Source organism: Thermobifida sp., assembly GCF_017577275.1.
Lineage (GTDB): Bacteria > Actinomycetota > Actinomycetes > Streptosporangiales > Streptosporangiaceae > Thermobifida > Thermobifida fusca.
In genome coordinates, this window is record NZ_PITY01000020.1 from 507,766 (window position 1) to 533,005 (window position 25,240).

Here is a 25,240-nt window from a genome sequence, read left to right on the forward strand (position 1 = left end):
GTCACTCTTTCCGGGGTGTCAGAGAACTGAGCCGTTCCACCACGGCGTCGGCGAGTTTCCGGGCCTCGTCCGGGTCCCGTTCGATGACCTCGGTCGCGGCCAGGGAGATCGAACCGGTGACGATCATCAGCAGCGCTTCGTCCACGGGTTCGTCCGCCTTGCGGAACAGGGCGGCGTTACGGCCGGTCCACTCCCGCAACTGCTGGCGCATGAGCGCTTCGAACCCGGGAGGGCTGTCCCCGCTGTAGAAGATCCGCGTGAGTTCCCGCTCCTCAATACACCCTTCCAGGTAGGCGCGTGCAGCGATGGTCATGAGCTTGCGGGGGTCGTTCTCTCCTTCCGCCCGGGCGTCGACCACCGCCTGGTGGGTCCGATCCTGCTGGCGCTGCTGGAACTCCTGGTAGAGCGCCAGGTAGAGGTCCGCCTTCCCGGTGAAGTGGTGGTAGAGGCTCCCGACGCTAGCTCCGGCCTGGGCGACAACCTCGCTGACCCCAGCTTTATCGAAACCGGATGTGCGGAACACGTACGACGCCGCTTCCAACAGCGCGCTGCGTGTGGCCGCTCCTCGGGCCGAGGCCCGCACCGGCTTTTCCACCTTCTCCACTGTCAACCCAATCGTTCCTTACCGCCTGCGAAAGGCTCACCTAGTGTTGAAGAGAGTACGCCAGCGGGATCCCGCACGACCCCGCTGTGCTGGAGGCTGAAAGAATTCAGCGCGCTCTCCGCACCGTGAGGGCGGAAGAGCTGATTCGGAAAGGGCTGGCCATGACCACTGCGAACGCTCCGGTACCGATCCCGCACGATGCTCCCGACCGCAACCTGGCCCTGGAACTGGTACGGGTCACTGAGGCTGCCGCCCTGGCCGCTGCGCGCTGGGTGGGGCGCGGCGACAAGAACGGCGCGGACGACGCAGCCGTGCGCGGCATGCGCCACCTGATCAGCACCGTGTCCATGAAAGGCACGGTGGTGATCGGGGAGGGCGAAAAAGACAACGCCCCCATGCTGTACAACGGCGAGCAGGTCGGTGACGGCAACGGCGCCGAATGCGATGTCGCGGTGGACCCGATCGACGGTACCCGGTTGACCGCGATGGGTATGCCCAACGCGATCTCGGTGATCGCGGTGAGCCCGCGCGGTTCCATGTTCGACCCGTCTGCCGTGTTCTACATGGAGAAGCTGGTCACCGGGCCGGATGCGGCGAACGTGGTCGACATCAACGCGCCGGTGGCCGACAACATTCGCGCGGTCGCTAAAGCCAAGGGCGGCGACCCGCGGGACATCACCGTGGTCATCCTCGACCGGCCGCGGCACGAGCGGCTGGTCCACGAGGTGCGGGAGACCGGGGCCCGCATCAAGTTCATCTCCGACGGTGACGTGGCCGGGGCGATCATGGCGGCACGCGCCGGTACCGGTGTCGACCTGCTGCTGGGGATCGGCGGCACCCCGGAGGGGATCATCGCGGCGTGCGCCATCAAGTGCCTGGGCGGGGTGATCCAGGGGAAGCTGTGGCCGCGCGACGACGAGGAGCGGCGCAAGGCTGAGGCCGCAGGACACGACCTGTCCCGGGTGCTGACCACTGACGACCTGGTCTCGTCAGAGGATGTGTTCTTCGCGGCCACCGGGATCACCGGCGGGGAGCTGCTCAGCGGAGTGAAGTACGTGGACGGCGGGGCGTTCACTGATTCGCTGGTCATGCGGGGGCGCAGCGGCACGATCCGCCGGATCAGCAGCGAGCACCGGCTGCGCAAGCTGTCGTCCTACCGCGGAGTGGACGTTTCTGGTGCCCGCTGAGGCATCGCCACGCTGATCACCGGGCTCGGCGCTGCTCGCCGGGCCCGGTCACTTTTCGGCCACGAACCGGTATAGCAAGAAACCAGAAAGTTCCACGGGAGGTCAAAAGCGCCTGGAACGAACGTTGAGAAACCTCGTGTCCGGAGGTCCCATGTCCTACCCTGACCCATCTGATCAGTCTCCCCAGTGGGGCCAGCAGCAGCCGCCACCGGGACCGCCGACCGGTCCGGGATATCCGCCCCAGGGACAGCCGCAGGGAATGCCTCCCGGACACCCTGCCGGACCGCCACCGTCCCACGGACAGCCCCTGGGGCCACCCCCGGGGCAGCCCCAGGGGGCTCCGCCTGGACAGCCTCAGGGAGCACCCCCGGGACAGCCCCAGGGCGTACCGTCTGGGCAGCCGCAGGGAGCACCCTCTGGGGCGGCGCTAGCGGCCCCGCACGGTCCGGGCGGTCCGGGTTTTCCGCCCTCGGGGCAGCCGATGCACAGCGGCCCGGGCGGCCCGCCGCCCCGCAAGAAGCCGGTCTGGCTCATTCCGCTGTCGATCGTGCTGGCCGTGGCCCTGATCGGCGGTGGGGTGTGGGCGTCCGTGGCCCTGGTGAACAACCTGTTCGGCGGGGCGCAGCCCGAGTCGGTCCTCCCCCGCTCCTCGGCAGTGTTCGCCAAGCTCGACCTGAAGCCCACGGGCCAGCAGTGGGCGTCCTACGCCCAGTTCTACGAACGGCTCCCTGACACGCTGAAAGACGAGTTCGAAAGCGCCGAAGACGACTTCGGTGAGGAGCTGTTCGAAGAGCTGTTCCCCAACGTCGAGCTCGACTACGCGTCCGAGGTCGAACCGTGGCTGGGGCAGCGTTTCGGTGTTGCCGTCTGGGCAGGCAACGAGGAGCCCCTGTACGCGATCGCCCTCGCCGTGGAGGACGAGGAGCTCGCAGAGGAGACCCTGACCCGGATCCAGAGCGAGGACGACACGCTCTTCTTCGAAGTCGTCGACGGGTTCGCGATCCTCACCGACTCCCAGGACGCGCTCAACGACCGGCGCTTCCTCGTCGAGAACGAAGGCACGCTGGAGGACAACGAGGACTTCGCCGACGACATCTCCGACATCGGCCGGGGAATCGCCACGGCGTGGATCGACTACGGCGCGATCGTCCACAACGAGGTGCTTGCCGCAGACGCCGACCTGGAAGACCTGGCTGAGCTCGGCCAAGTCACCGGCCGGCTCGTCGCGGTCGTGCGGATGGAGAGCAAGTACCTGGAATTCCAGGCCAACCTGGTCAACGCGGCGCTTGACGGCAACACTATCTTCGCCGAGTCGGTGCCTACCGGGGGCATCACCGCGCTGCACGACCTGCCCGACAACTCGGTGATCGCGCTCGGCGGGGACGGGCTGGACGCTGTCGCCCAGGCTTTCTGGGAAGCCAACCAGGGGAGCATCGAATCGTCCGAGGACTACGAGGAGTTCGACAGCGCGATGCGGGAGCTGGGCGTGCGCCTGCCCGCTGACTTCCACAAGCTTCTGGGCACCAAGACGGCCTTCGGCATGACCGACTTGGAGGGCCTAGACTACTTCGGGTACAGCGACATCCCCTTCGAACTGCGGCTGACAGGCGCAGACAGCGCTCTGTGGGACGAGCTGGTCTCCCCCATGAGCACCGGGTTCGGCCCTTCGCCTTCGGTGACCACCGACGGCGACACCACGGTGATCTCCATGGGCAGCGCCGGAACGGGGCGGCTCGGTGACGACCCGGTCTTCCAGGAGACGATGAGCGGGTTGGAGAAAGCCCACCTGGCGCTCTACATGGACCTGCGGGTCGCAGCCGAAATGTGGGAGGACGCGCGTCCGAACCAGTGGGGTGGCCTGGGCGGCGCCCTGCAGTTCCAGGAGAACGGCTCGGCGACGCTCAACCTGCGCTGGGTTCCCAGCCCTGAGTGATCCCGCACCAACCGCTAAGGGTGGGGCGCGGCGGACGGTCCGCTGCCCCCCACCCTTGCTGTGTTCTCGCCGGTGGAACGGGTCAGTCGATGAGGCGGCGCTGCATCTGGTGGACAGCGAGGACCCAGACGACCACGGCAAACCCCACGAGCACTGCCACATGGCCGAGGGCAGTCAGGGCTTCGATACCGAAAGCGCAGCCGCGGATCAGTTCCACACAGTGGTAGAGCGGGTTGGCCATGGCCGCTGTCTGCGCCCACTCCGGCAACTGGTCGATGGGGAAGAACGTTCCCGCGACCAGGAAGATCGGGGTGATGACCCCGGAGATGACATAGTCCGCCATCCGGATCGACGGGATGATCGCGGACAGCAGGATGCCGAAGAGCGCGAACCCGAACCCGGTGGCGGCCGCGATGACCGGGACGAACAGCATCGGCCAGACCGGGTCGAGGCCGAACCCGAAAGCGACGAGCAGCGGGGCGCAGCCGTAGACGCCGGCTTTCAACCCCAGCCACAGCGCTTCACCGGTGACCAGTTCCCGCACGTCCACGGGGGCAGCCAGCACCCCTTCGTACGTGTGCTGGAAGCGGCGGCGCACGAACGTGTTGATCAGCCCCGGAAACATGGACGTGAACAGCGCGGATATCGCCACGATCCCCGTGCCGAGGAATTCGATGTAGTCGTAGCCGCCGATGCTGCCGACGAGCGCCCCCATGCCCATGCCGAAAGCCAGCAGGTACAGCACGGGTTCGACGATCGACGAGAAGGTGATGGGCGCCCACGTGCGCCGGTACAGCGCCCACTCGCGGGCGAGGATGCCGAGGACGGGGGCAAACTCGAATCCTCCGGGGCGTGGGCGGTCTACGGTGGTGTTCTCGGTTGCGGTCACTCTACGGTCTCCCCGGTCAGGGTGACGAACACGTCTTCCAGGTTGCTGGCGCGGCGCATTCCCGTGCCGAGCCGGTCCCGCAGCGAATCGGGGAGTTCTTCGGCGCGGAGCACGGAAAGGGTGGAGCCGGTGCGCCGCGTAGTGAACCCGGCGTGGTGGATGACTTTCTCTAGTTCTTCGACACCTTCCGCCCCGATCTGGTACTCCTCGACGGTTTTCCCGGCGTATTTGGCGATCAGGTCGGCGGGTTCGCCGCGTTCGACGATGCGTCCCTTGGCCATGAGCGCCACTTCGTCGGAGAGCCGCTCCGCTTCTTCGATGTAGTGGGTGGACATGAGGACCGTGACCCCCTCGTCCCGGAGGGCGGAGATGAGCCCCCACAGTTCTTGGCGGACTTGCGGGTCGAGGCCGACAGTGGGCTCGTCGAGGAGGAGCACGCGGGGACGGTGGACGAGGCCGCGGGCGATGAGCAGTCGGCGGCGCATCCCCCCGGAAAGCTTCTCGGTGAACTCGTGTCGCCGATGCTCCAAGTGGGCGATGCGCAGTGCCCGCTCCACGGCGGCGTCGCGTTCGCGGCGCGGCACCCGGTACAGGTAGGTGAAGCTGCGCAGGTTCTCTTCGACGGTGAGTTCCTCGTCGAGATTGTCGTGCTGGGGCACCACTCCCATGAGGGAGCGCGCCCACTTCGACTTTTGGGGGATGGGATGGCCGAGGACGCTGACGTGTCCTTCGTCCACGGTGCTCTGCGCGGTGAGGATGCGCATGGTGGTGGACTTGCCTGCCCCGTTGGGGCCGAGCAGTCCGAGCACGACACCTTGGGGGACGTCCAGGTCGAGGCCGTTGACGGCGGTGATGTCGCCGAAGCGTTTCACGACCCCGCGGAGCGAGATCGCCGGTGGCGAGTCCGCTGACGGGTCCGGGGAAGGTTCTGGCCTTGCGGGCTGCGACGACGAAGTCATGGGGTTCACCGTAATCGGCGGTCGGATGTGGTCCTAATGATTTTTTCTGCGGCCACGGTGTCGGGAAGTACTGTTGACGGGTGTGATGGAGGGAACTTCCCCGGAACGGCTGCGGGCATCCGACGCGGACCGGGAGCGTGTACTGGCGGTGCTCCGCGAGGCAGTGGCGGACGGCCGTTTGGACTTCGAAGAATTCCAGGAGCGCAGCGACCGGGCTGCCGCAGCACGCCGCCTCGGCGACCTGGTGGGGCTCACCACCGACCTGGTGCCGCCGGAGGCGCAGCCGCTGCGGTTGGACTCCGGGCCGGTGGCCGCGCTGTTCGGTGCGAAGCGGCGGGGCGGACGCTGGGTGGTCCCCAGCCAGCAGTGGGTGTTCTCCCTGTTCGGTAGTGCCGAGCTGGACTTGCGGGACGCGCTGCTCGCCCGGGACCGGGTGGCGGTGGCCGCTTCCGCGTTCTTCGGCCGCGTGGTGATCCGCGTGCCGGAAGGCATGGAGGTGCGGATCCGGCGCCGCTCCTTGTTCGGTAGGCGGGCCGCAGTCCACCCCTCGCCGCTGCGTCACGCCCCCGTGCTGGAGGTTGACGGGGTCAGCCTGTTCGGTTCGGTGCGGGTCAGCACGTCCCGGAAGCGGCGGCTGGGGCGTGGCCGGCCGCGGCGTGAACTGAGGTGAGCGGGGCGCGTGGCCTGCCTGCCGTTGCGGGAGGGCTGCGCACGGCAGGCTGGGACCGGTCTGGCAGTCTGTGGTCTGGCTGAGGCTTGAGTGGGGAGTTGTGGCAGGTGTGCAACCGGGATCAAGGGGTGCGGTCCGCGCACGCCTTCGGGGTCAGTGTCCCGGGCGGGCAGCCGCAGTGCCCCGGGCACCGGGTCTGCTCGCGCCTCCACAGCCGTAGGGGATGGATGGTCGCCGACGGGGCCCCGGGACGGGGCGCACCGTGGGTGTGCGGAAAGGTGGACCGTAGTGGGAGTGGTTTTCCGCGGCTGGCCGGGCTGCCGGCGGCGGGTGCTGCGCCCGGACTGGTCTCCTGCTGCCGCGGGGCGCGTCCCCGCAGCACCGCCCTCCCTGTGAGCCTGACCGGCACATGCAACGAGGTTTGTCCTGGAGGTCTTTTAGATGACTGAATACCGCATCGAGCGGGACTCGATGGGCGAGGTCAAGGTTCCTGTCGAGGCCAAGTGGCGGGCGCAGACCCAGCGCGCGGTCGAGAACTTCCCTATCTCGGGGCAGGGCCTGGAGGCCGCGCACATCGCGGCACTGGGCCACATCAAGGCTGCGGCGGCGAAGGTCAACGCTGAGCTCGGTGTGATCAAGGAGGACATGGCCGAGGCGATCCGCGAGGCCGCGCTGGAGGTCGCCGCGGGCAAGTGGAACGACCAGTTCCCCGTGGACGTGTTCCAGACCGGGTCGGGCACGTCCAGCAACATGAACGCGAACGAGGTCATCGCGACGCTGGCCACGGAGCGGCTGGGCCAGCCGGTCCACCCCAACGACCACGTCAACGCGTCCCAGTCGTCCAATGACGTGTTCCCGTCCTCGATTCACATCGCGGCGACCTCCGCGCTGATCAACGAGCTGATTCCGGCGCTGAAGCACTTGGAGGAGACGCTGTCGGCGAAGGCGTCGGAGTTCGCCACCGTGGTGAAGAGCGGCCGCACCCATTTGATGGACGCGACTCCGGTGACCTTGGGCCAGGAGTTCGACGGGTACGCCGCGCAGGTGCGGTACGGCATTGAGCGGATCGAAGCGTCCCTGCCGCGGGTCGCGGAGCTTCCGCTGGGCGGTACGGCCGTGGGGACCGGGATCAACACGCCGGAGGGCTTCTCCGCGAAGGTGATCGCGGAGATTGCGCGGGCTACGGGGCTGCCGCTGACCGAGGCGCGCAACCACTTCGAGGCCCAGGGGGCGCGGGACGCTCTGGTGGAGCTGTCCGGTCAGCTGCGCACGATCGCGGTGAGCTTCTGCAAGATCGCCAACGACATCCGGTGGATGGGTTCGGGTCCGCGGACCGGTCTCAGCGAGATCTTCCTGCCGGACCTGCAGCCGGGGTCGTCGATCATGCCGGGCAAGGTCAACCCGGTGCTGTGCGAGTCGATGCTCCAGGTGGCCTCGCAGGTGGTGGGGAACGATGCCGCGGTGGCGTTCGGCGGGTCGACCGGCAACTTCGAGCTGAACGTGCAACTGCCGCTGATCGCCCGCAACGTGCTGGAGTCGATCCGGCTGCTGGCCAACATTTCCCGGGTGTTCGCGGACCGGTGCGTGGCCGGGATCACCGCTAACGAGGAGCGGTGCCGCGAGTACGCGGAATCGTCGCCGTCGATCGTCACCCCGCTCAACCGCTACATCGGCTACGAGGAGGCCGCCAAGGTCGCCAAGCAGGCGCTCGCGGAGCGGAAGACGATCCGCCAGGTGGTGATCGAACGCGGGTACATCGCCCAGGGCAAGCTGACCGAGGCCCAGTTGGATGAGGCGCTCGACGTGCTGGCGATGACCAACTCGCAGAAGTAGCAGCGGAACCAGTAACGGCGGTGGCCGCGGAAGGCCACCGCCGTGGTGCGCGTGGTGCGGGCCTGGCCTCCTGCCAGGCCCGCGGCGTTTGCGCGGGCGTGGTTAGTACCAGCCGACGCTCTGCGAGTGCTCCCAGGCCGCACACGGGCTGCCGTAGCGGTCCTTGATGTAGCCCAGTCCCCACTTGATCTGGGTGGCGGGGTTGGTCTGCCAGTCGGATCCGGCGCTGGCCATTTTCTCGCCGGGCAGCGCCTGCGGGATGCCGTAGGCGCCGGAGTAGGGGTTGCGGGCCTGGGGGTTCCAGTTGCTCTCCCGCTGCCACAGGGAGTCGAGGCAACTGAACTGGTCGGATCCCCAGCCGTAGTCGGCGAGCATGGCCTGGGCGATCGCCCGAGGGTCGCCGCTGGGGATGGATACGGGTTCCGGTTCTTCCTCTTCTTCCTTTTCCTCTTCCAGGGTGCCGCTGGCGGTGGCGAGGGACTGCGCAAGAGCCTGCTCCCGCTCAGTGCTGGCCTGTTCGAGCTGACCCGCCGGGACTCCCTGGGAGTCGTCGGGGAAGAAGGACTCTGTGTCCGCTTCGTCGGGCAGGATTGCGGCTGAGGCAGCCTGGTCCGGCGCGGCGCCGGTATCGGCGGCGAAAGCGGAGAAGCCGAACGTTGCACCGGCGACAGTGAGCGCCGCCGTTCCAGCCGCGGTAGCGAGCCGCAACGAAATTCGGTTCTTCAGCAAGGATTGGCCTTTCAACGGTCGCATGTCCGGTGGCTTCCCATGCGCTCGAATACACCCCGGATCTTGACAAGGGACTGGGTGGGCGACAGGCGAATCAACGGACACCACCGGCTGCCGTGTCGCCGAAGATCACCGCGCGCAGGGGTGGTTTTGGGGAGTCACCACAGACGACTGCGGAATGCGCGCTCTCGGGGTCTGAACGGAACAGAAACAACCTTGCCGCAAGATCTCGGCATCGTCACGCTACACCCATGGGTGACATAGACCACATTACATATTGGGGCTTTTTTGACAACCAATTCCATAGCACCCCCGTCTAAAAATAAGGGCGCCTGCCCAGAAAACCGGACAAACGCCCATGTCTGCGGCGGTCAGCCCTCCAGCATCTCCGTGACGAGCGCAGCAATCGGAGAGCGCTCCGACCGGGTCAGCGTAATGTGGGCGAACAGCGGATGCCCTTTGAGCTTTTCGATCACCGCGACCACCCCGTCGTAGCGGCCCACCCGGAGGTTGTCCCGCTGGGCGACGTCATGGGTGAGCACCACCCGCGAGTTCTCCCCGAGCCGCGACAGCACGGTCAGCAGCACGCCGCGCTCCAACGACTGCGCCTCGTCCACGATCACGAACGAGTCGTGCAGGGAACGGCCCCGGATGTGGGTGAGCGGCAGCACCTCGAGCATGCCGCGGTCCACGACCTCGTCGATGACGTCCTGCGTGGTCAGCACCGAGAGAGTGTCGTGCACCGCCTGCGACCACGGCGACATCTTCTCGTACTCGGTGCCCGGCAAGTACCCCAAGTCCTGACCGCCCACCGCGTACAACGGCCGGAACACCACCACCTTGCGGTGCTGCTGGCGTTCCAGGACCGCCTCCAGCCCGGCGCACAGCGCCAGCGCCGACTTGCCCGTACCGGCCCGACCGCCCAGCGAGACGATGCCGACCTCCGGGTCGGTGAGCAGGTCAAGGGCGATGCGCTGCTCCGCGCTGCGCCCATGCAGGCCGAACACGTCACGGTCGCCGCGCACCACCTTGACCGACTTGTCAGGCAGCACCCGGCCCAGGGCCTTGCCCCGTTCGGAGACCAGCACCAGGCCCGTGTGGCACGGCAGGTCCCGCGCCTCCTCGATATCGGTGGTTCCGTGAGCGAAGAGCTCCTCGATCTTGTGGGCAGGAACCTCGAGCTCCGCCATTCCGGTCCATCCGTGCTCGATGGCCAGTTCCGCGCGGTACTCGTCTGCGGCCAGACCCACCGACGAGGCTTTGATCCGCAGCGGAAGGTCCTTGCTGACCAGGACCACGTTGTTGTTCTCGGCGGCGAGGTTGCGCGCCACGGTGAGGATGCGCGTATCGTTGTCGTCCTGCCGGAACCCGGCCGGGAGGACCTCGGGGTTGCTGTGGTTCAGTTCCACCCGAAGCGTGCCGCCCTGGTCGTTGACCGTTACCGGAGTGTCGAGAGCACCGTAAGCGACCCTCAGATCGTCGAGCTTGCGCAGCGCCTCCCGGGCGAAATAGCCCAGTTCAGGATGGTGTCGCTTGCTTTCCAGTTCAGAGATGACGACGATCGGCAGGACCACCTCGTGCTCGGCGAAACGGGTGATCGACAGGGGGTCCGCCAGCAGGACACTCGTATCGAGGACGTAGGTGCGCCGGCTGCTGTCTCCTGCGGCGGGGCTAGGGCGGACAGGGTCACGGTGAACGGTCGAGGAACTAGCCACTCGTTCTCCCCCTGGGCGCGGTCAAGCGCCCTAGACTCACGGGAATCCAAGGACCGGGACCAGCCCCATGAGGGCCGGGACCGGCCCCCTTCGTGATGGTTTCCTGTCTCGCCAGGAGCATCAATGAGTCGGGGCCTCCCGCGTGGTGGGTATGCGCACCCCACCACCGCTATTGACGGTACCCCGCTCATCCGAAAGAGCAAGACCTTTATTCGACCAATTCGTGAATAAGTCGTTACCTTAACCCGGTCGACCCTTGGGAGAACAGGCTGTCAGCAGCCGAAACGCCGCTGGCGCACACTGTAGGAGCGCAGCGCGCGCAGAAAGTCGATCTTGCGGAACGCGGGCCAGAAGACTTCGCAGAAGTAGAACTCCGAGTGGGCGCTCTGCCACAGCAGAAAGCCGGAGAGCCGCTGCTCCCCGGAGGTGCGGATGAGGAGGTCGGGGTCGGGCTGACCGCGGGTGTAGAGGTGCTTGGCGATGTCGTCGAGGTCGAGCCGCTCAGCCAGCTCCTCCAGCGTGGTGCCTTTCGCGGCCTCTTCGAGCAGCAGCGAGCGGACCGCGTCGGCGATCTCGCGGCGCCCGCCGTATCCCACGGCGACGTTGACGAGCAGCCCGGGGTTGCGCTCGGTGGTGGTCCCCGCTTCCTTCATCACCTGGGCTGTGGAGGCGGGCAGCAGGTCGAGGGCGCCCATGGGGTTGACCCGCCGCCCTTCGTTGCAGAGCCGCCGCACTGTGTTCTCGATGATCTCGAACAGCGGTTCCAGCTCTTCGGGGGGACGCGCGAGGTTGTCGGTGGACAACAGCCACAGGGTGACGACCTGCACCCCGACTTCATCGCACCAGTCGAGTAATTCGAAGATCTTCTCGGCGCCCGCCCGGTGCCCTTCTTTCGGGCTGGACAGTCCGCTGAGCCTGGCCCACCGGCGATTCCCGTCGAGGATCACTCCCACGTGCCGGGGCTTTGGAGCGTTGCTCAGCGCACGCTCCAAGCGCCGTTCGTACAGCCGGTAGAGAGGGATGCGCAACAGCCCCATGGACGGTAGTACCTCTCCTGACACCTTCGAGGCCGCGAACACGGCAGCGGACACGCGGGGTCTCCGGCACGTGCACCGTGCCGGAACACCACCGCAGGCATGATCGCACGACGGGTTGCTTCAGCCGTCGATCAGTCCTTAACAGTAGTCAAGAACTGGGACTGCGACGACCATCTCCTTCGCCGTCTTTTGCGTGGAATGCCCCTCAGTTCACCGCGAGGGCCTGGCGAACCCGTTTGCGGCCTTCGTGGATACGCGATTTGACGGTTCCCAGCGCCAGGTCGAGCTGGGCTGCGATCTCCCCGTACTCCATCTGGCACAGGTCGCGCAGCACGAGGGGGGCGACCAGGTTAGGCCGGTCCTTCTCCAACTGGTCGAGCGCTTCCAGCAGGTCGATCCGCGACCCGGCGATGACGCTCGTGGTGCGCGGGTCAGTGCGGTGCGGCAGGCGGTCGGCTTCCGTGGGCATCTCCGCGGCCCGCCGCTTGAGTGCCCGGTAGGTCTGCCGCGCAGAGTTGGAGACCACCGTGTAGAGCCAGGTCGTGAACATCGAATCGCCGCGGAAGTTCTGGATGTTGGCGGCCACCCGCATCAGCGCGTCCTGGCAGGCCTCCTCAGCGTCCTGCCGGTAGGGCAGGAAGCGGGCACAGCGACGCAGGACGTCAGGTTGGATGCGGCGCAGCAGTTCTTCGAGCGCGGCTTCGTCCCCCTCTTTGGCGCGCAGCGCCAGTTGCTCGAGGGACTCTTCCTCACCCGGAGCGTGGTTGGGGCTTACCGTTTCAGAAGACTGGTCTGCTTTGGTCACGACGGACACTCCCCACTGACGATAGTCGCGTCCAGCTATTACACGCATACCTCCGCAAAAAGGTTGACACATTTTCCCGAACTGCTGACCAGTCGTGACAAGATTCTGCATCTAAGGCAAGGTGCTGCAGCGGCCAATCCTGATGCGTGCACCTCTGCTACCACGACATTCCCACACATTCCAGAAATATCGGCACTATCCTGACTTCCTCCCCGCGCCAGCCGCCCCGTCGACATCACCGGCCCCCTGCAGGAGCGGGCTCAAGGCTGCGCTACCCCGCTGCCCGCGACCAGCCTCAGCGTCTCGCCTGCCCTGGCGTGGACGGGCTCCCCTGACTGCTGTGGGCTGGGACCACTCACCGGGAAAGGGGCCAACCACACTTCCCCTTGTCGATCACATCAATGACGACAGCGGATGGCCGCTTACTCCTACCGCCGTATCGAGGTGGCCGCTGAGTTCGGCGCGGTGGTCTTCTGCCCCACGCATCGACCAGCACACCTTTGACCGAGAAATCCTGATATCCGACACGGCCTGTGGCCGGAGCGCCGTGGCGCAAGCGCCGCCGAGCCGCATGGACTCGGCTACCTCAGACGAGTCCTGTGATCGCAGCCATCGCACCGCCCAGGCCGAGCACACAGCCCGCAGCCTGTGTGGGGAGTCCATGCTTCCAAGGACGTGGGCAGGATGACGGGACCGTACCGGTCACGGCGGTGGCCAGCTCCGGCGCGCATCGCGGCTACCGTGCCCAGCCCACGTTCTCGCACCCGGACGATGGATGCACTAACTGTGACGAACGGAACACAAAACCGGGGTATGTCGGCGGCATAGCGACCGCGGGGCACTCCCCCCGCTTACTCCGACTCTCTGAAAGAAGGCCCGCACGCGCGGGCGGGAAAACACGCCAGCACAGGGCCCGGAGCCCGGCGGCGTGCTCGTGCGCGTGCACAGACGGCGCCCTCCGCCCTCCTCCCCATGGCAAGATCACGGTGTCAAGGTCACCAAGACGTGGTAAGCAATACCTGTGGCACAACCGGAACGTTTCGGGCGTTATCGCGTCCTGCGGCGGCTGGGTTCGGGCTCGTTCGCCACCGTCTGGTTGGGACACGACGATCTGCTCGACACCCCGGTCGCTATCAAAGTGCTCGCTGAGAACTGGGCACACAACCTCGACATTCACCAGCGTTTCGTCGAAGAGGCGCGCATCCTGCGCCAAGCCGACTCCGAGTGGCTGGTGCGTGTCCACGACATCGGGACCCTGCCCGACGACCGCCCCTACTTTGTGATGACCTACGCCGACCGGGGCAGTGTCGCCGACCGGATCGCCCAGGGTCCCCTGCCGCTCGACGAGGCGCTCCGGCTGCTCACCGAGATCGGGCAAGGTGTGACCGTGCTGCACCGGCACGGCACCATCCACCGCGATATCAAGCCGTCGAACGTCCTGTTGCAGTCCAGCCCGGTCGGGGAGCGGGTGCTCGTCGCCGACCTAGGGTTCGCCAAGAGCATCGACGGTGCCTCCGGGTTCACCGCGTCTGCGGGCACCCCCGGCTACATGTCCCCCGAACAGAGCGTGGTCGGCGGCGACATCGATGTCCGCGCCGATGTCTACTCGCTGGGCGCGGTCGCCTACGAACTGGTCACCGGCAAACGCCCGCCCAGCCCTCCGGTGCGTGTCCCGCCGAGCCGGCTGCGCCCTGGGGTGCCGCCTGCCCTCGACGAGCTCATCATGTCGGCGCTGTCCCCGAACCGCAGCGACCGGCCGCCCGACGCGGCGACTTTCACCTCCCGTATCCGGGAGATCCGCATGTCGCCCGACCTGGAGTTGGCGACACCGTGGTGGCAGCGGTACCGCGCCACGTGGACCCGCCTGGTCGCCTTGGTCGCGACCGCGGTGGCCGTGCTCGGGGTGGCTCCGGCAGCCTCGGCCTCCCCGCATCTGCCGATGATGGAGATCTACGACGCCAGCGGAGAACTCCACGTGCGGGTGCCCACCCCGTGGCTCCGCCAGATGCAGCTCAACGGGTGGTCGCCGCGGGAACTCGGCCTGCCCGGGGGCCATGAACCGGGCCTGCTGGTCGCCACGGATCTCGACGCCTGGTCCGATGCCAGACAGTCGGTCTCCGGCCTGTTCGCTGGACTGTTCGTCTCTGACGGCCAGTCCCCCGACCTGGACCGGCTGATCTCTTCTGGTCTGTGCTCGGGCCAGCCGCAGCGGCAGCGGTTCACCAACGCCCACTGGGACGGCGAACTGTGGCAGTGGGTCGACTGCTCCCCGGACAGTTCCGAAGGGGACGTGTTTACTGCTGCCGTGTTGCAGCACCGCGGCCAGGAGCGGACCCTCTACCTGGAGATCCGCCAAACGGAGCACCAGCCGCAGACGGTTGCGGAGATTCTGGACGGGCTCCGGCTGATCTCGTAGCTCCGGTCTTTTCGGGAGTGCGCCCGGAAAAGCAGGAACAGCTCCGCGTCCTGCCGCGGTTCTCCGTCCCTTCGGCTGGCCCTCGTTACCGGGCAGAGCAGCGAGTCTCGGGGGCCGGTCCCGCGTCTTCCCGGGCCGCGGGAGCGTCGTCTCTGCGCAGTTGCGGTGCGGAACGGCTCACCGCCGTGACGGCGTGGTCCGCACCGGCAATGCTGACGTCGCTGTCCAGGCCCGGCTCAGCGATATCCCGGCCCTGCTGTTCCCGCAGCCGGCGGAGCGCACCGTGGACTGTGGCCGGTGGATTCGCGACTCGGAAATTGACCAGGCCCCTGACCAGGCCGCGAAAAGAGACCGGGAAAACCGGGTCGAACAGGGTCCGTTCCGTCTCCTCGTCGCGGATCGCGACAGCGACAACGGAGTAGAAGACGGCTACAGCCAGAACGAGGGCGGGGATCACCCAGAAAAACGACTGCATCGCTGTTCCTCTCCGCTATGGCGTCACCAGTTCGTCAACGGTCACCTCCACGACGGTGAACTGTGCCGAACCACCGCGCCGCGGTGCAGCCGGTGGCTTTTCCCGGCACCTCACCTCAGGGATAAAAGATCATTACCCGACAAATAATGACAAAACCCAACAAATGCCCCACGGGTGTGGTGGTCGGCTGGAGTCAGACCATTCCCCGGCCGCCCCCAGCCGGCAGGAGAGGAATACCGCTATCAGCGCTGTGCACCGCAGGGACTTTCGGATGCAGACTTTTCTGCTCCGACTTGTCCCGCCCCCGAAACCGCCTGTTCCGCAGTGGTCGGAGCAGTTCCGGGCCCCGTACTCGGCTGCCGTGCCCGGGGAGCACCCGCCGCAGGTCAGGAGATCGCTTTGAAGCGGGACAGATCCGCTGAGCGGACGATCAGGTCATACTCTTCGGCGCGCTCCTCCACCATGACCGGCACATCGAATTCCAAGTCCGCTTCGGGGACATACCAGGCGCGAGTGCGGAATGTCCCCCCGCCCGTGCACGTGATCAGCCACTCGCTGTACTTCGTCTCTTCCCCGCTGACCAGCAGGAAATCGCCGTGCTCAACGATCTCGGAGTGCTCGGCCCGAATCCGTGCATTGAGCTCGGGGCGCTTCGGGCACGACGCCCACGGCCGCCGCCAACTGTCCGGGTCCGTCAACTCCGCGCCCTCCGGGTCGATCAGCCCCTCTTCAGACGCGTTGATCCGGATGCGCAACGCCTCGCTCGGGCAGTTGCCGCCCGGGGCGGGCCCCACTTCCGGCGGCGAAAGGCAGTTGTCGGCGATATCCGTGTGCCAGCCGTCCGGCAGCACTACGTTGATCCCGGTGTAGTTGTGCAACGTGGCCTCGTCGGACACCTGGAAACCTGATTCGGACGAAGCCATCGGATGCGCGAGCCCAGGCATCACCTGCGAGGGCGTGCCGAAACCGCATGCCGGAGCCGCCAATATCGACGCGGCCAGCGGGAACGCCGCAGCCCTGGTTGCCCGCACACGCTCCTCCTTTCCTTGCCCGCCGCTTCCCGCTCTCACCAGGCGGGCGAACGGAATCACGGTATCCCCCGTAAACCATTCCGTGGTTTCCTGCATCTCATCAGATAGGGAGCACAGTGGCGGGTTGACGAGACTCCGCCACGCACCCGTCATCGCGTCCTCTCGGAGCCTGCGTGGGGGCTTGCTCCGGGAGGACGCCCCCCTTGCGGGGTCTGCTCAGCTCAAGCTCTGGCGAGCTCCGCGGTCAACTCTTCGGTGGTCGTAGCCGGAAGCCGGCAAGTGAAGTTCCGGCACACGTAGGCCGCGGGACGCCCGTCCACCAGGGTCCGACCCTCCAGCAGCCCGATCCCCCCATCGTTGACGCCGTCGCCTCGGCTCACCACTGTCCCGGGCGTCGTGGCCAGCAGCGCGGTGCGGTGCAGCTCCTCGGCCACAGGATCCCCCTTGGGGCCCACTACAGCGATTTCGACCGGTCCGGCAAGAAGCGCCTCGGCGACCGCCATTCCCCACCCGGCGAACCTCGGGGTCTTCTCTGCGAGCGTGGAGACCACGCCGAGCGCGGCTTCCGCGGCCTCCCGATGCCGGAAAGAGCCGGTGAGCGCCGCGTAGCTGAGCAGGGCGCCCGCTGCCGCCGACCATCCTGAGGGGGTGGCGTCGTCGGTGAACTCGCGCGGCCGGTTGAACAGCGCTTCGGCGTCGTCTGCGGTGTCGTAGAACCCGCCCGAACCGTCGGTGAACCGGGTGAGCACGGTCTCCAGCAGCTCACCGCACACCCCCACCCACCGGGTCTCCCCGGTCACCGCGTGCAGGGCCAGCAGCCCTTCCGCGAGGTTGGCGTAGTCCTCCAGCACTCCGGCGCTCGTGCCAGGGACCCCGTCGCGGGACACCCGGACCAGCCGCCCGTCCGCGTAGTGCCGTTCCACCACCAGGCGAGCCGCCTCCCGGGCCCGCTCCACCAGGTCGGGACGGTCCAACAGAGCGCCCGCCTCGGCGAGCCCCGCGATCGCCAGCCCGTTCCACCCCGTCACCACCTTGTCGTCGCGGGCTGGTGGGACCCGATTGGCGCGGGCCTTACGCAGCCGGTCGCGGACGTAGGCGTACCGCTCACGGTCGTCCGGATCAGCACGGAGCTGCAGCACCGACGTGCCGCGTTCGAAAGTGCCCTGCTCGGTGACACCGAACAGTTCAGCGGCCCAGGCACCGTCCTCCTCCCCCAGCACGTCGCGCAACTGGGCAGGGGTCCACACGTAGTAGCGGCCCTCCTCGCCTTCGCTGTCCGCGTCCAGCGCACTAGCGAAACCGCCTTCCGCGGTGCGGAGCTCCGCCACCATCCAGTCGGCGGTCTCCACGGCGACCCGGCGGGCCAGCTCGTCCCCGGTCTGCCGCCACAGGTGGGTGTAGCAGCGCAGCAGCAGCGCATTGTCGTACAGCATCTTCTCGAAGTGCGGCACGGTCCACGTGGCGTCGACCGCGTAGCGGGCGAACCCTCCGGCGAGCTGGTCATAGATCCCGCCGCGCGCCATCGCCTCGGCGGTGTGCCGCACCATGCGGAGCGCTTCCGTCTCCGCGCCGTCGCTGACCCGGGCATGGTGGCGCAGCAGGAACTCCATCACCGGGGACGGCGGGAACTTCGGGGCAGTGCCGTACCCCCCGTTGACGGTGTCGTACTCGGCTGCCAGCCGCGCCACCGCCTGCTCCAGGACCTGCGCGCTTGGCGGCGGCCCGCTAGGCAGCGTGCGGGGGGCGCTCAACGCCTCGGCCACCCGCTTGCCCTGCCCCACCACCCCGGTGCGATCGGTGCGCCACGCGTGGCTGATCCCGAGCAGCAGCCGCTGGAAATGCTCCCGGGGAAAGTAGGTGCCGCAGTAGAACGGCTCCCCGTCCGGGGTGGCGAACACCGTCATCGGCCAGCCGCCGTGCCCCGTCATCGCCTGGGTGGCTTCCATGTACACCGCGTCCACGTCCGGCCGCTCCTCCCGGTCGACCTTGACGTTGACGAAGTTGGCGTTCATGATCTGCGCGGTCTGCTCGTCGGCGAACGACTCCCGCGCCATGACATGGCACCAGTGGCAGGCGGCATACCCGATGGACAGCAGGATGGGCACGTCGCGGCGGCGCGCCTCAGCGAAAGCCTCCTCCCCCCACGGGTACCAGTCCACCGGGTTGTCGGCGTGCTGGAGCAGGTAGGGGCTGGTGGCGTGAGCAAGACGGTTGGGCATATCTCCTACTCTGCCCGTTGTCTCGACTCAAGACACCCGAAAAAATCAGCGGCCCCGCCGGGAGCAGCGGGGCCGACAGCATGACACCGGGTCAGTCCTCTCGGTCCTCCGGCTTGGTCTGCTCGGCCTCCTTCTCCTTCGCGGAGTCCTCGGTGAAGTCACGAGAGCGGGCGATGTCCAAGTGCCGCCGCATGGAGCGCATGAGCAGGAACAGCACCCCGCCGATGAGCGCGATGACGGTGAATCCGAGCAGACCCGGGGTCACCAGGTCGTTTACGGAGTCTGCGAGCTGGAGCGCCGAGAGGTTCATAGTCTCAATTCTCACACCTTGTCGCGGATGCCCGCGAAGAGGTCGTCCTCGGGCAGTTCGGTATCGACGAAGGACCGCGCCAGGTGGTAGTCCTCGGTGGGCCACGCCTCACGCTGGATGTCGTTAGGCACGGCGAACCAGAAGCTGTTCGGGTCGATCTGGGTGGCGTGTGCGAGCAGCGCGCGGTCGCGCACTTCGAAGTACTCGCCGCACTCGACGCGCGTAGTGATCTCCCAGCGCCGCGTGTCGCGCTTCTCCAAGCGCTTCATCCAATCGGCGTAGGGGTTCTCCATGCCGCGGTCGCTGAGCACTTTGGCGATGGCTTCGAAACGCTCCAGGGGGAAGGACACGTGGTAGTAGAGCTTGCTCGTCTGCCACGGCTCCCCGGTGCCCGGGTAGCGCTCAGGGTCGGCGGCGGCCTCGAAGGCTTCCACCGACACCTTGTGGCACATGATGTGGTCCGGGTGCGGGTAGCCGCCCTGCTCGTCGTAGGTGATCATGACGTGCGGCCGGAACTCGCGCACCAGACGCACCACAGGTTCGGCAGCGACCTCCAGCGGCTGCAGCGCGAAGCACCCTTCAGGCAGCGGGGGCGGAGGGTCGCCTTCCGGGAGCCCGGAGTCGATGAACCCGACGAACACCTGTCGGACACCGAGGATGCGCCGGGCCTCCTCCATTTCCTTGCGCCGGACTTCCGCGATGTTCTCCCGGATCTCCGGACGGTCCATCGCGGGGTTGAGGATCGAGCCGCGTTCGCCACCGGTGAGGGTGACCACCAGCACTTCCGCGCCTTCGTTCACGTAGCGCGCCATCGTGGCCGCGCCTTTGCTCGACTCATCGTCGGGATGGGCATGCACGGCCATAAGCCGCAACCGCTCGGACAATTTGGGAAGCCCCTCGATGTCGTAGTCGGACGGCGTTCACCACCCCGCCAGCCCGCTGGTCCGCGCTGGCGCGGCGCGAAACAGCACGGGCGGAGTGTGAGCCTGCTAAGGCAGGGATATCTTAGACAACTGTAGGTCCCACTTCCGGAGATTCCCTATGCCGCCCCAGCCCGACAACCCTTTGCGTGCCGCCGCCCAGCCGGTCTCGGGCACGCGGCGACGCCTCGGCAACCAGCCGTTCTTCTTCGTGCTCGGCGTTATCGCCGCCATCATCTTCACGATCGGCTGGGGTGCTGCTCTCTTCAGCTACAGCGGCAACACGCTGGGGCAGGTGCATCATCAAACGTTCGCGTGGCGGATCGTCTCCGACACGGAGGCTCGAATCTCCTTCCAGACCAACAGCAGTTCGGGTGCGCGCTGTCTGATCCGCGCCTACGACGAGTACCACGTCGAAGTCGGAACAACCGAAGTGACTGTTGAGGGGGGACTACGGGAAGTGGAGGCAACAATCGACACCGTTCGTCGCGCTACGACGGTACAAGTCGTCTCTTGCAGGGAACAAGCTTTCTCAAACGAGCCTGTCCACAAGTAGTTCCCAACCGCCCCTCGACAAGAGGAGCACCGATATTGAGCCCTCAACCTGACTCCGGTCGGGCGTCCGCATCGCGCTGTCCAGCGGGATTCCGGGCGTCGGTTGCCGTTACGCAACGTCACGCCGATTGATGGGCTCGATGCTAATCTCGTAGTTTCATCTACCGCGCCCCGAGCGCGGTCCCTAGAACCATCGAGGGAGTTCCCGTGACCGAGACCCGTGATGACAACGTCACCTGGCTCACTCAGGAGGCGTACGACCGGCTCACTGCCGAGCTGGAGTATTTGTCAGGGCCTGGTCGCATCGAGATCGCCGACCGGATCGAAGCCGCTCGGGAAGAAGGCGACCTGAGGGAGAACGGCGGCTACCACGCGGCCAAGGAAGAGCAGGGGAAGATCGAGGCCCGCATCGCCCACCTGCAGTCGATCCTGAGCAACGCGCGCGTCGGCCAAGCTCCGCAGCGCGAAGGCGTGGTCGGCCCTGGTATGACGGTGACGATCAAGTTCGAGGGCGACGAGGAAGAGATGACCTTCCTCCTCGCCTCCCGGGAAGAGAGCGGGGCACCCATCGACGTGTACTCCCCTAAATCCCCGCTGGGGGAGGCCATCAACGGCAAGAAAGTCGGGGAGAAGGTCACCTACAAGCTTCCGAGCGGTAAGGAAGCGACCGTAGAAATCCTCGACGCCGTTCCGTACAACGGCGGCTCATAACCCCTACAAGCACAACGCGGAAGGGGTGGCCGAGAGCCACCCCTTCCGCGTTGTGCGGTGGCGTCGGGAACGCAGTGGACACTGGCGGCCACTCCTCGAGTGGGAGCGCACCACAGGAAAGACGTCATAATCGTCCTGTTCACTGCTCTTGGTTGCCATCGTCTGGAGTGCCCCACTATGACGCACCCGCACCCGTCGCCCGCTCAACCCCCGTCGCCCTACCTGGGGCCTCCCCCGCCCCGGGGCCTTTCCCGCACGGGGCCTACCCGCCTCCGCCCGGCGTGTTCCCGCAGCCGCCCGAGGTTGCCAGTTGGGGACGGCGGGTCGCCGCTTTCCTCATCGACTCGGTCCTCGCGCAGGTGCTCACTTTCGGGGTGATCCTTATCGGCGCCCTAGTCGCCGCACTGGTGGACAACATCGCCTATCCCGAATACATCCACTCGGACACGATGAGCCCTGCCGCGATCACCATCGTGCTCACGGCGCTGTTCGCCGCGTTCGCCACCGCCATCGCCTACTGGTCGCTGCCGCACGCCAAGTGGGGAAAGACCATCGGCAAGTGGATGCTCGGCATCCGGGTGATCGCCGCGAACACGGGGACGCCCCCGTCCGTGGGCCGCGCGCTGGGGCGCTACTTCTTCTTCGCGCTGCTCTCGTTCCCCATGATCACGTTCTTCGTCGACTGCCTGTGGCCGCTGTGGGACTCCCGGGGACAGTCCCTCCACGACAAGGTCGCCGGAACCTACGTCATCCGCGGCTAGCCCGGGAAGGGAGGCGAAAGCCACGAGCCCCACATATCGCGACAACTAGCGATAATGTTCGGGTGACTATTCCTCCCTGGAACCACCCTTCTGGACAGCCGCACGGGATTCCGCATCCCTATCCCGCCGGGGGGAGCGGGGGCTATCCCGCAGTCCCGCATCCCCCGCACGCTCGCATCCACGTCCCCACGGGGATGCCCCTCGCCGGGTTCGGACGCCGCCTGTGGGCGCGGATCATCGACTACTTCCTCCTGAGCGTGCTCGTGTTCCTGCTCGGGTTCGGAATCCTGTTCCTCGTCTTCCTGGCCTACCCCGGCCTGGAGGAGACCTCGGATACCTTCGACGCCACGTTCGGTTTCCTGTTCCTCTTCGGCTGGGGACTGGCCTCGTTCCTGTACGACTGGTTCTTCCTCGCCGCGACTGGGCGCACCCCCGGCAAGATAATGACCCGGCTGCGGGTGATCAGCGCCACCGGCACCCCGCTCAGCCAAGGACAAAGCGCCCTGCGCAGCGCGGTGTTCGGCTTCCCGCACTCCCTGCTGTGCCTGGGACACCTCTTCCTGTGCGTGTCCTGCCTGGTGATCGCCGGCGACAGCCAGGCTCAGGCACTGCACGACAAGATGGCGCGCACCGTCGTCATCCACACCCCTTAGTCTCGGCGGTCGCGGCCGCGCCGTCCGCGGGAGGCCGGGCCGTCACCCCCGGAACGCCAGCATGCACGCGGTGAAACCGTGCAGGTGGTTGCGTCCGGCAACGGGGCCGATCTCTCCTGCCGCGAAGAAACCGCCGACCGCATCAATCCCGAGAATCTGCTGGACCCGGCGTACGTCGTGGTCGGCGCTCGGGAACATCCCGCTGCCCCGGCCATTGCAGGAGAACAGCAGGGCCCCTTCCGCGGTGCCGCCGGTGTCGTGAGCGAACAACCGCAGCCGTTCCAGCAGATCGCTGTCTGCGGTGGCCTGGTCGCGGACTTGGAAGCGGACGGTCTGCCCCACGTCCACGACATCGCCGATGGTGATCGTCGACTGCTCCGGATCAGCGTCCAGCACGCCCCGGATCAGGAAGTCGCCGCTTTCGTGCCGGTCCGCGTACTCGTCGATAGCGATGCCGATGTGGAGTCCGTCCGCGACGAGCTGCTGCTCTTCCGGGGGGAGCGCGCTCACAATGGACTCCAGTTTCGCGTAGGCGGGGGTGCCCGCCAGTTCGATGAGGACGTTGTCCTCGGCTTTGGTGACGACCATGGAGGGGCCGATGGGACGGCATCCCTGGCTCACCACCGTGCCCAGCACTCCGTTCCCGCCGAACAGCAGTCCCACGGCCCCGGCCTGCACGGTCTCGCCCTGCAGGAACAGCCGGACGCTGTCGCCGCCATAGGTGCCGTCGGCCAGCCCGCCCACGATAGGCAGACCGTCCAGGATCGTGTTGCTGTGCTCCACGAACGTGTGCGTGGGGAACACGTACGGGTTCGCCAGCAGGAGCGCCGCCTGGTCCGCGGGGGTGGGTTCCAGCACGCCGATGACCGCGAGCTGGTCGCCTTCCGCGATCGCGGCGAGTTCGAACGGGGTCATGGTGACGCCGGGCAGCATCGCAGCCCACACGCTGACCGCGCCCTGCCCTTCGGTGCCCCGCCCACCGCCGATCACCCCGCCGGCGCTGCAGCCGATCGTGGTCGCCCCCTCGGCGAGGGCCATGGCACGTTCCCCAGCGAGCGCCACTTCCTCCGGGTCGATACCGCTGACGAACACGCAGACGAGGTCGGCTGGGCCGTCGAGTCGCTCAAGCGCCTGCCTGGTTGCGCGTTCAGCCGCGCTCACTAGGTCGACCCCGGTAGCCAGGGCGTCGCTGAACCGGGTCACTGTCGCCTCCTCGCCGTCTACCGTGAGCGGTCTCTCACGGGCATCGCCATTCTCTCTTGTTGCCGGTTCTCCTTGCATGCGGAACATTCCCTTTACCCCAGAATCCCGGGGGTCAGGCATGGCGCCGTCTTCTGCCGTGGCAGGGGGCGTGGGATTCCGCACACCTGTGTCCGCCACAACCGCGATGCGGTGAATAGACTCGAAGGTGTGCCCGATCACGTCGACCTTCCGCACACCCTGGGCGCGTTGCGCGCTTCGGGGCACCGCTACCGGTCAGTCAAAGACGAAATCCGCGAAAATCTCCTGCATCGGATCCGGTCGGGGGAGGAACGCTTCCCCGGGATCGTGGGGTTCTCTGAAACCGTACTGCCGCAACTCGAACGGGCCCTCCTTGCCCGGCATGACGTGGTGCTCCTGGGTGAACGTGGCCAGGGAAAGACACGGCTGATCCGTACACTCACGGGTCTGCTGGACGAGTGGAGCCCGGCCGTGGCGGGCTGCGCGCTCAACGACCACCCCTACGCGCCGGTCTCCCCTCAAGCCCGTCGGATGGTCGCTGAATACGGCGACGACCTGCCTATCGTGTGGCGGCACCGCGACGAGCGGTACAGCGAGAAGCTGGCGACCCCCGACACCAGCGTCGGCGACCTCATCGGCGACATCGACCCGGTCAAACTCGCGGAAGGGCGTAGCCTCGGCGACCCGGAGACGGTGCACTACGGCCTGGTACCGAGGTCGAACCGGGGCGTGTTCTGCCTCAACGAGCTGCCCGACCTGGCCGCGCGCGTCCAGGTTGCGCTGTTCAACGTGCTTGAAGAGCGGGACGTGCAGATCCGCGGCTACCAGTTGCGGCTGCCGTTGGACATGCTCGTGGTGGCGAGCGCCAACCCGGAGGACTACACCAACCGGGGCCGGATCATCACCCCGCTCAAGGACCGGTTCGGCGCGGAGATCCGCACCCACTACCCGGTGGAGCTCGACGACGAGATCGCCCTGATCGAACAGGAGAGCCGGCTGTCGCCGGAGGTGCGTGTCCCCCCGCACCTGGTGGAAGCGGTCGCCCGGTTCACCCGGCTGGTGCGCGAGTCCCCGTCCGTGGATGAACGCTCCGGGGTGTCGGCCCGGTTCGCGATCGCCGCAGTGGAGACGGTGGCTGCCTCCGCGGAGCGCCGTGCCGCGATGACTGGCGAGCAGGCGGTGGCGCGGGTCTGTGACCTGCCGTGCATTACGGCGGTGCTGCGCGGCAAGGTGGAGTTCGACCTGTCCGAGGAGGGCCGGGAGAACGCGGTCTTGGAGCACTTGCTGAACCGCGCCGTCTACGACACGTTCCGTCGTGTCTTCAGCGGAGTGGACTTGGGACCGCTCACCGAGCGCTTCTCCTCCGGTGCGGCCGTGGAGTCGGGGGATCTGGTGAGTGCGGAAGAGCTCCTCGCACGGGTGGGCCCGTTCACCGGGCTGGCGGAGCTCGTCAAGCGGGTCGCCCCGGACAGCGACGACGATCCGGTGTCGGCTCCCGGCTATGCGGCGGCCGCGGTGGAACTCGCGTTGGAGGGCCTGTATTTGAGCCGGAGGCTGTCGAAGGACACGCTGCCGCACGGGGCCCGGTACCGGATCTGACCGGAATA

General features: G+C 67.2%; 23 protein-coding genes. 10 read left to right on the forward strand and 13 right to left on the reverse strand.

Annotated features, from left to right (window positions below; all coding sequences use genetic code 11):
• Window position 1 precedes the first annotated feature (1 nt).
• Window positions 2-604, reverse strand: a complete 603-nt coding sequence (locus CW348_RS07255) for a TetR/AcrR family transcriptional regulator (protein WP_104612948.1) — start codon at window positions 602-604, stop codon at window positions 2-4.
• Between the two features lie 161 nt (window positions 605-765).
• On the opposite strand from CW348_RS07255, the gene glpX reads away from it, so the two are divergent.
• On the forward strand, window positions 766-1,791 hold the full coding sequence (gene glpX / locus CW348_RS07260; RefSeq protein ID WP_011290911.1) for a class II fructose-bisphosphatase: 1,026 nt from the start codon (window positions 766-768) through the stop codon (window positions 1,789-1,791).
• A gap of 481 nt (window positions 1,792-2,272) precedes the next feature.
• A complete protein-coding gene (locus CW348_RS07265; RefSeq protein WP_016188189.1) occupies window positions 2,273-3,724 on the forward strand; it encodes a DUF3352 domain-containing protein in 1,452 nt (483 codons plus the stop codon).
• 82 nt (window positions 3,725-3,806) lie between these two features.
• Here the strand turns inward: CW348_RS07265 and CW348_RS07270 are convergent, their stop codons facing one another.
• Window positions 3,807-4,613 (reverse strand): ABC transporter permease, encoded by an 807-nt coding sequence (locus CW348_RS07270; protein WP_011290909.1) that lies wholly within the window; start codon window positions 4,611-4,613, stop codon window positions 3,807-3,809.
• Entirely contained in the window at window positions 4,610-5,572 is a 963-nt protein-coding gene (locus CW348_RS07275) for an ABC transporter ATP-binding protein (RefSeq protein ID WP_011290908.1), read from the reverse strand. The genes CW348_RS07270 and CW348_RS07275 overlap by 4 nt, the downstream gene beginning before the upstream one ends.
• An 85-nt stretch (window positions 5,573-5,657) precedes the next feature.
• On the opposite strand from CW348_RS07275, the gene CW348_RS07280 reads away from it, so the two are divergent.
• Together CW348_RS07280 and CW348_RS07285 are read left to right on the forward strand one after the other, a co-directional pair.
• Complete coding sequence (locus tag CW348_RS07280) at window positions 5,658-6,242, forward strand: DUF1707 domain-containing protein (RefSeq protein ID WP_016188187.1); 585 nt, start codon at window positions 5,658-5,660, stop codon at window positions 6,240-6,242.
• A 441-nt stretch (window positions 6,243-6,683) separates the two neighbouring features.
• Window positions 6,684-8,075 carry an aspartate ammonia-lyase gene (locus CW348_RS07285; RefSeq protein WP_016188186.1) on the forward strand — a complete coding sequence of 464 codons (1,392 nt, stop codon included), beginning with the start codon at window positions 6,684-6,686 and terminating at the stop codon, window positions 8,073-8,075.
• A gap of 102 nt (window positions 8,076-8,177) precedes the next feature.
• Here CW348_RS07285 and CW348_RS07290 read toward each other — a convergent pair whose 3' ends face one another.
• From CW348_RS07290 to CW348_RS07305, 4 genes are all read right to left on the reverse strand, one after another.
• Entirely contained in the window at window positions 8,178-8,828 is a 651-nt protein-coding gene (locus CW348_RS07290; protein ID WP_011290905.1) for a transglycosylase SLT domain-containing protein, read from the reverse strand.
• Between the two features lie 347 nt (window positions 8,829-9,175).
• Window positions 9,176-10,519, reverse strand: a complete 1,344-nt coding sequence (locus tag CW348_RS07295; RefSeq protein WP_011290904.1) for a PhoH family protein — start codon at window positions 10,517-10,519, stop codon at window positions 9,176-9,178.
• Window positions 10,520-10,791: 272 nt separating this feature from the next.
• A complete protein-coding gene (locus tag CW348_RS07300; RefSeq protein ID WP_011290903.1) occupies window positions 10,792-11,556 on the reverse strand; it encodes an isoprenyl transferase in 765 nt (254 codons plus the stop codon).
• Window positions 11,557-11,761: 205 nt separating this feature from the next.
• Window positions 11,762-12,361, reverse strand: a complete 600-nt coding sequence (locus tag CW348_RS07305) for an RNA polymerase sigma factor (RefSeq protein ID WP_104612950.1) — start codon at window positions 12,359-12,361, stop codon at window positions 11,762-11,764.
• 1,021 nt (window positions 12,362-13,382) lie between these two features.
• Between CW348_RS07305 and CW348_RS07310 the strand changes: the two genes are divergently transcribed.
• On the forward strand, window positions 13,383-14,777 hold the full coding sequence (locus tag CW348_RS07310; protein WP_011290901.1) for a serine/threonine-protein kinase: 1,395 nt from the start codon (window positions 13,383-13,385) through the stop codon (window positions 14,775-14,777).
• A gap of 85 nt (window positions 14,778-14,862) precedes the next feature.
• On the opposite strand, the gene CW348_RS07315 is transcribed toward CW348_RS07310, so the two are convergent.
• From CW348_RS07315 to mca, 5 genes are all read right to left on the reverse strand, one after another.
• Complete coding sequence (locus CW348_RS07315) at window positions 14,863-15,252, reverse strand: hypothetical protein (protein WP_011290900.1); 390 nt, start codon at window positions 15,250-15,252, stop codon at window positions 14,863-14,865.
• Between the two features lie 386 nt (window positions 15,253-15,638).
• Window positions 15,639-16,283: a hypothetical protein gene (locus CW348_RS07320; protein WP_146088112.1), complete on the reverse strand. Its 645-nt coding sequence runs from the start codon at window positions 16,281-16,283 to the stop codon at window positions 15,639-15,641.
• Window positions 16,284-16,504: 221 nt separating this feature from the next.
• Window positions 16,505-18,502 carry a thioredoxin domain-containing protein gene (locus CW348_RS07325; RefSeq protein ID WP_016188182.1) on the reverse strand — a complete coding sequence of 666 codons (1,998 nt, stop codon included), beginning with the start codon at window positions 18,500-18,502 and terminating at the stop codon, window positions 16,505-16,507.
• Window positions 18,503-18,593: 91 nt separating this feature from the next.
• Entirely contained in the window at window positions 18,594-18,812 is a 219-nt protein-coding gene (locus CW348_RS07330; protein ID WP_011290897.1) for a hypothetical protein, read from the reverse strand.
• An 11-nt stretch (window positions 18,813-18,823) separates the two neighbouring features.
• Window positions 18,824-19,696, reverse strand: a complete 873-nt coding sequence (gene mca / locus CW348_RS07335) for a mycothiol conjugate amidase Mca (RefSeq protein ID WP_011290896.1) — start codon at window positions 19,694-19,696, stop codon at window positions 18,824-18,826.
• A gap of 157 nt (window positions 19,697-19,853) precedes the next feature.
• Here mca and CW348_RS07340 point away from each other — a divergent pair, with 157 nt between their 5' ends.
• From CW348_RS07340 to CW348_RS07355, 4 genes are all read left to right on the forward strand, one after another.
• Window positions 19,854-20,288: a DUF4307 domain-containing protein gene (locus tag CW348_RS07340; protein WP_011290895.1), complete on the forward strand. Its 435-nt coding sequence runs from the start codon at window positions 19,854-19,856 to the stop codon at window positions 20,286-20,288.
• Between the two features lie 206 nt (window positions 20,289-20,494).
• Window positions 20,495-20,998, forward strand: a complete 504-nt coding sequence (gene greA / locus CW348_RS07345) for a transcription elongation factor GreA (RefSeq protein ID WP_011290894.1) — start codon at window positions 20,495-20,497, stop codon at window positions 20,996-20,998.
• Window positions 20,999-21,165: 167 nt separating this feature from the next.
• Window positions 21,166-21,759: an RDD family protein gene (locus CW348_RS07350; RefSeq protein ID WP_258076893.1), complete on the forward strand. Its 594-nt coding sequence runs from the start codon at window positions 21,166-21,168 to the stop codon at window positions 21,757-21,759.
• A 62-nt stretch (window positions 21,760-21,821) separates the two neighbouring features.
• Window positions 21,822-22,412, forward strand: coding sequence for an RDD family protein (locus tag CW348_RS07355; protein ID WP_227480992.1), 591 nt, complete (start codon window positions 21,822-21,824; stop codon window positions 22,410-22,412).
• A 42-nt stretch (window positions 22,413-22,454) separates the two neighbouring features.
• On the opposite strand, the gene CW348_RS07360 is transcribed toward CW348_RS07355, so the two are convergent.
• Window positions 22,455-23,615 carry an FIST N-terminal domain-containing protein gene (locus CW348_RS07360; RefSeq protein WP_016188180.1) on the reverse strand — a complete coding sequence of 387 codons (1,161 nt, stop codon included), beginning with the start codon at window positions 23,613-23,615 and terminating at the stop codon, window positions 22,455-22,457.
• 207 nt (window positions 23,616-23,822) lie between these two features.
• On the opposite strand from CW348_RS07360, the gene CW348_RS07365 reads away from it, so the two are divergent.
• Complete coding sequence (locus CW348_RS07365; protein WP_041427629.1) at window positions 23,823-25,232, forward strand: sigma 54-interacting transcriptional regulator; 1,410 nt, start codon at window positions 23,823-23,825, stop codon at window positions 25,230-25,232.
• The last annotated feature ends 8 nt before the right edge of the window (window positions 25,233-25,240 follow it).

Excerpts from the sequence above, each read along its gene's own strand:
- CW348_RS07300 (WP_011290903.1), bottom strand. The coding sequence starts at position 11,556 with ATGGGGCTGTTGCGCATCCCTCTCTACCGGCTGTACGAACGGCGCTTG.
- CW348_RS07280 (WP_016188187.1), top strand. The coding sequence starts at position 5,658 with ATGGAGGGAACTTCCCCGGAACGGCTGCGGGCATCCGACGCGGACCGG.
- CW348_RS07290 (WP_011290905.1), bottom strand. The coding sequence starts at position 8,828 with ATGCGACCGTTGAAAGGCCAATCCTTGCTGAAGAACCGAATTTCGTTG.
- glpX (WP_011290911.1), top strand. The coding sequence starts at position 766 with ATGACCACTGCGAACGCTCCGGTACCGATCCCGCACGATGCTCCCGAC.
- CW348_RS07315 (WP_011290900.1), bottom strand. The coding sequence starts at position 15,252 with ATGCAGTCGTTTTTCTGGGTGATCCCCGCCCTCGTTCTGGCTGTAGCC.
- CW348_RS07265 (WP_016188189.1), top strand. The coding sequence starts at position 2,273 with ATGCACAGCGGCCCGGGCGGCCCGCCGCCCCGCAAGAAGCCGGTCTGG.
- CW348_RS07275 (WP_011290908.1), bottom strand. The coding sequence starts at position 5,572 with ATGACTTCGTCGTCGCAGCCCGCAAGGCCAGAACCTTCCCCGGACCCG.
- CW348_RS07330 (WP_011290897.1), bottom strand. The coding sequence starts at position 18,812 with ATGAACCTCTCGGCGCTCCAGCTCGCAGACTCCGTAAACGACCTGGTG.
- CW348_RS07285 (WP_016188186.1), top strand. The coding sequence starts at position 6,684 with ATGACTGAATACCGCATCGAGCGGGACTCGATGGGCGAGGTCAAGGTT.
- CW348_RS07340 (WP_011290895.1), top strand. The coding sequence starts at position 19,854 with ATGCCGCCCCAGCCCGACAACCCTTTGCGTGCCGCCGCCCAGCCGGTC.
- CW348_RS07325 (WP_016188182.1), bottom strand. The coding sequence starts at position 18,502 with ATGCCCAACCGTCTTGCTCACGCCACCAGCCCCTACCTGCTCCAGCAC.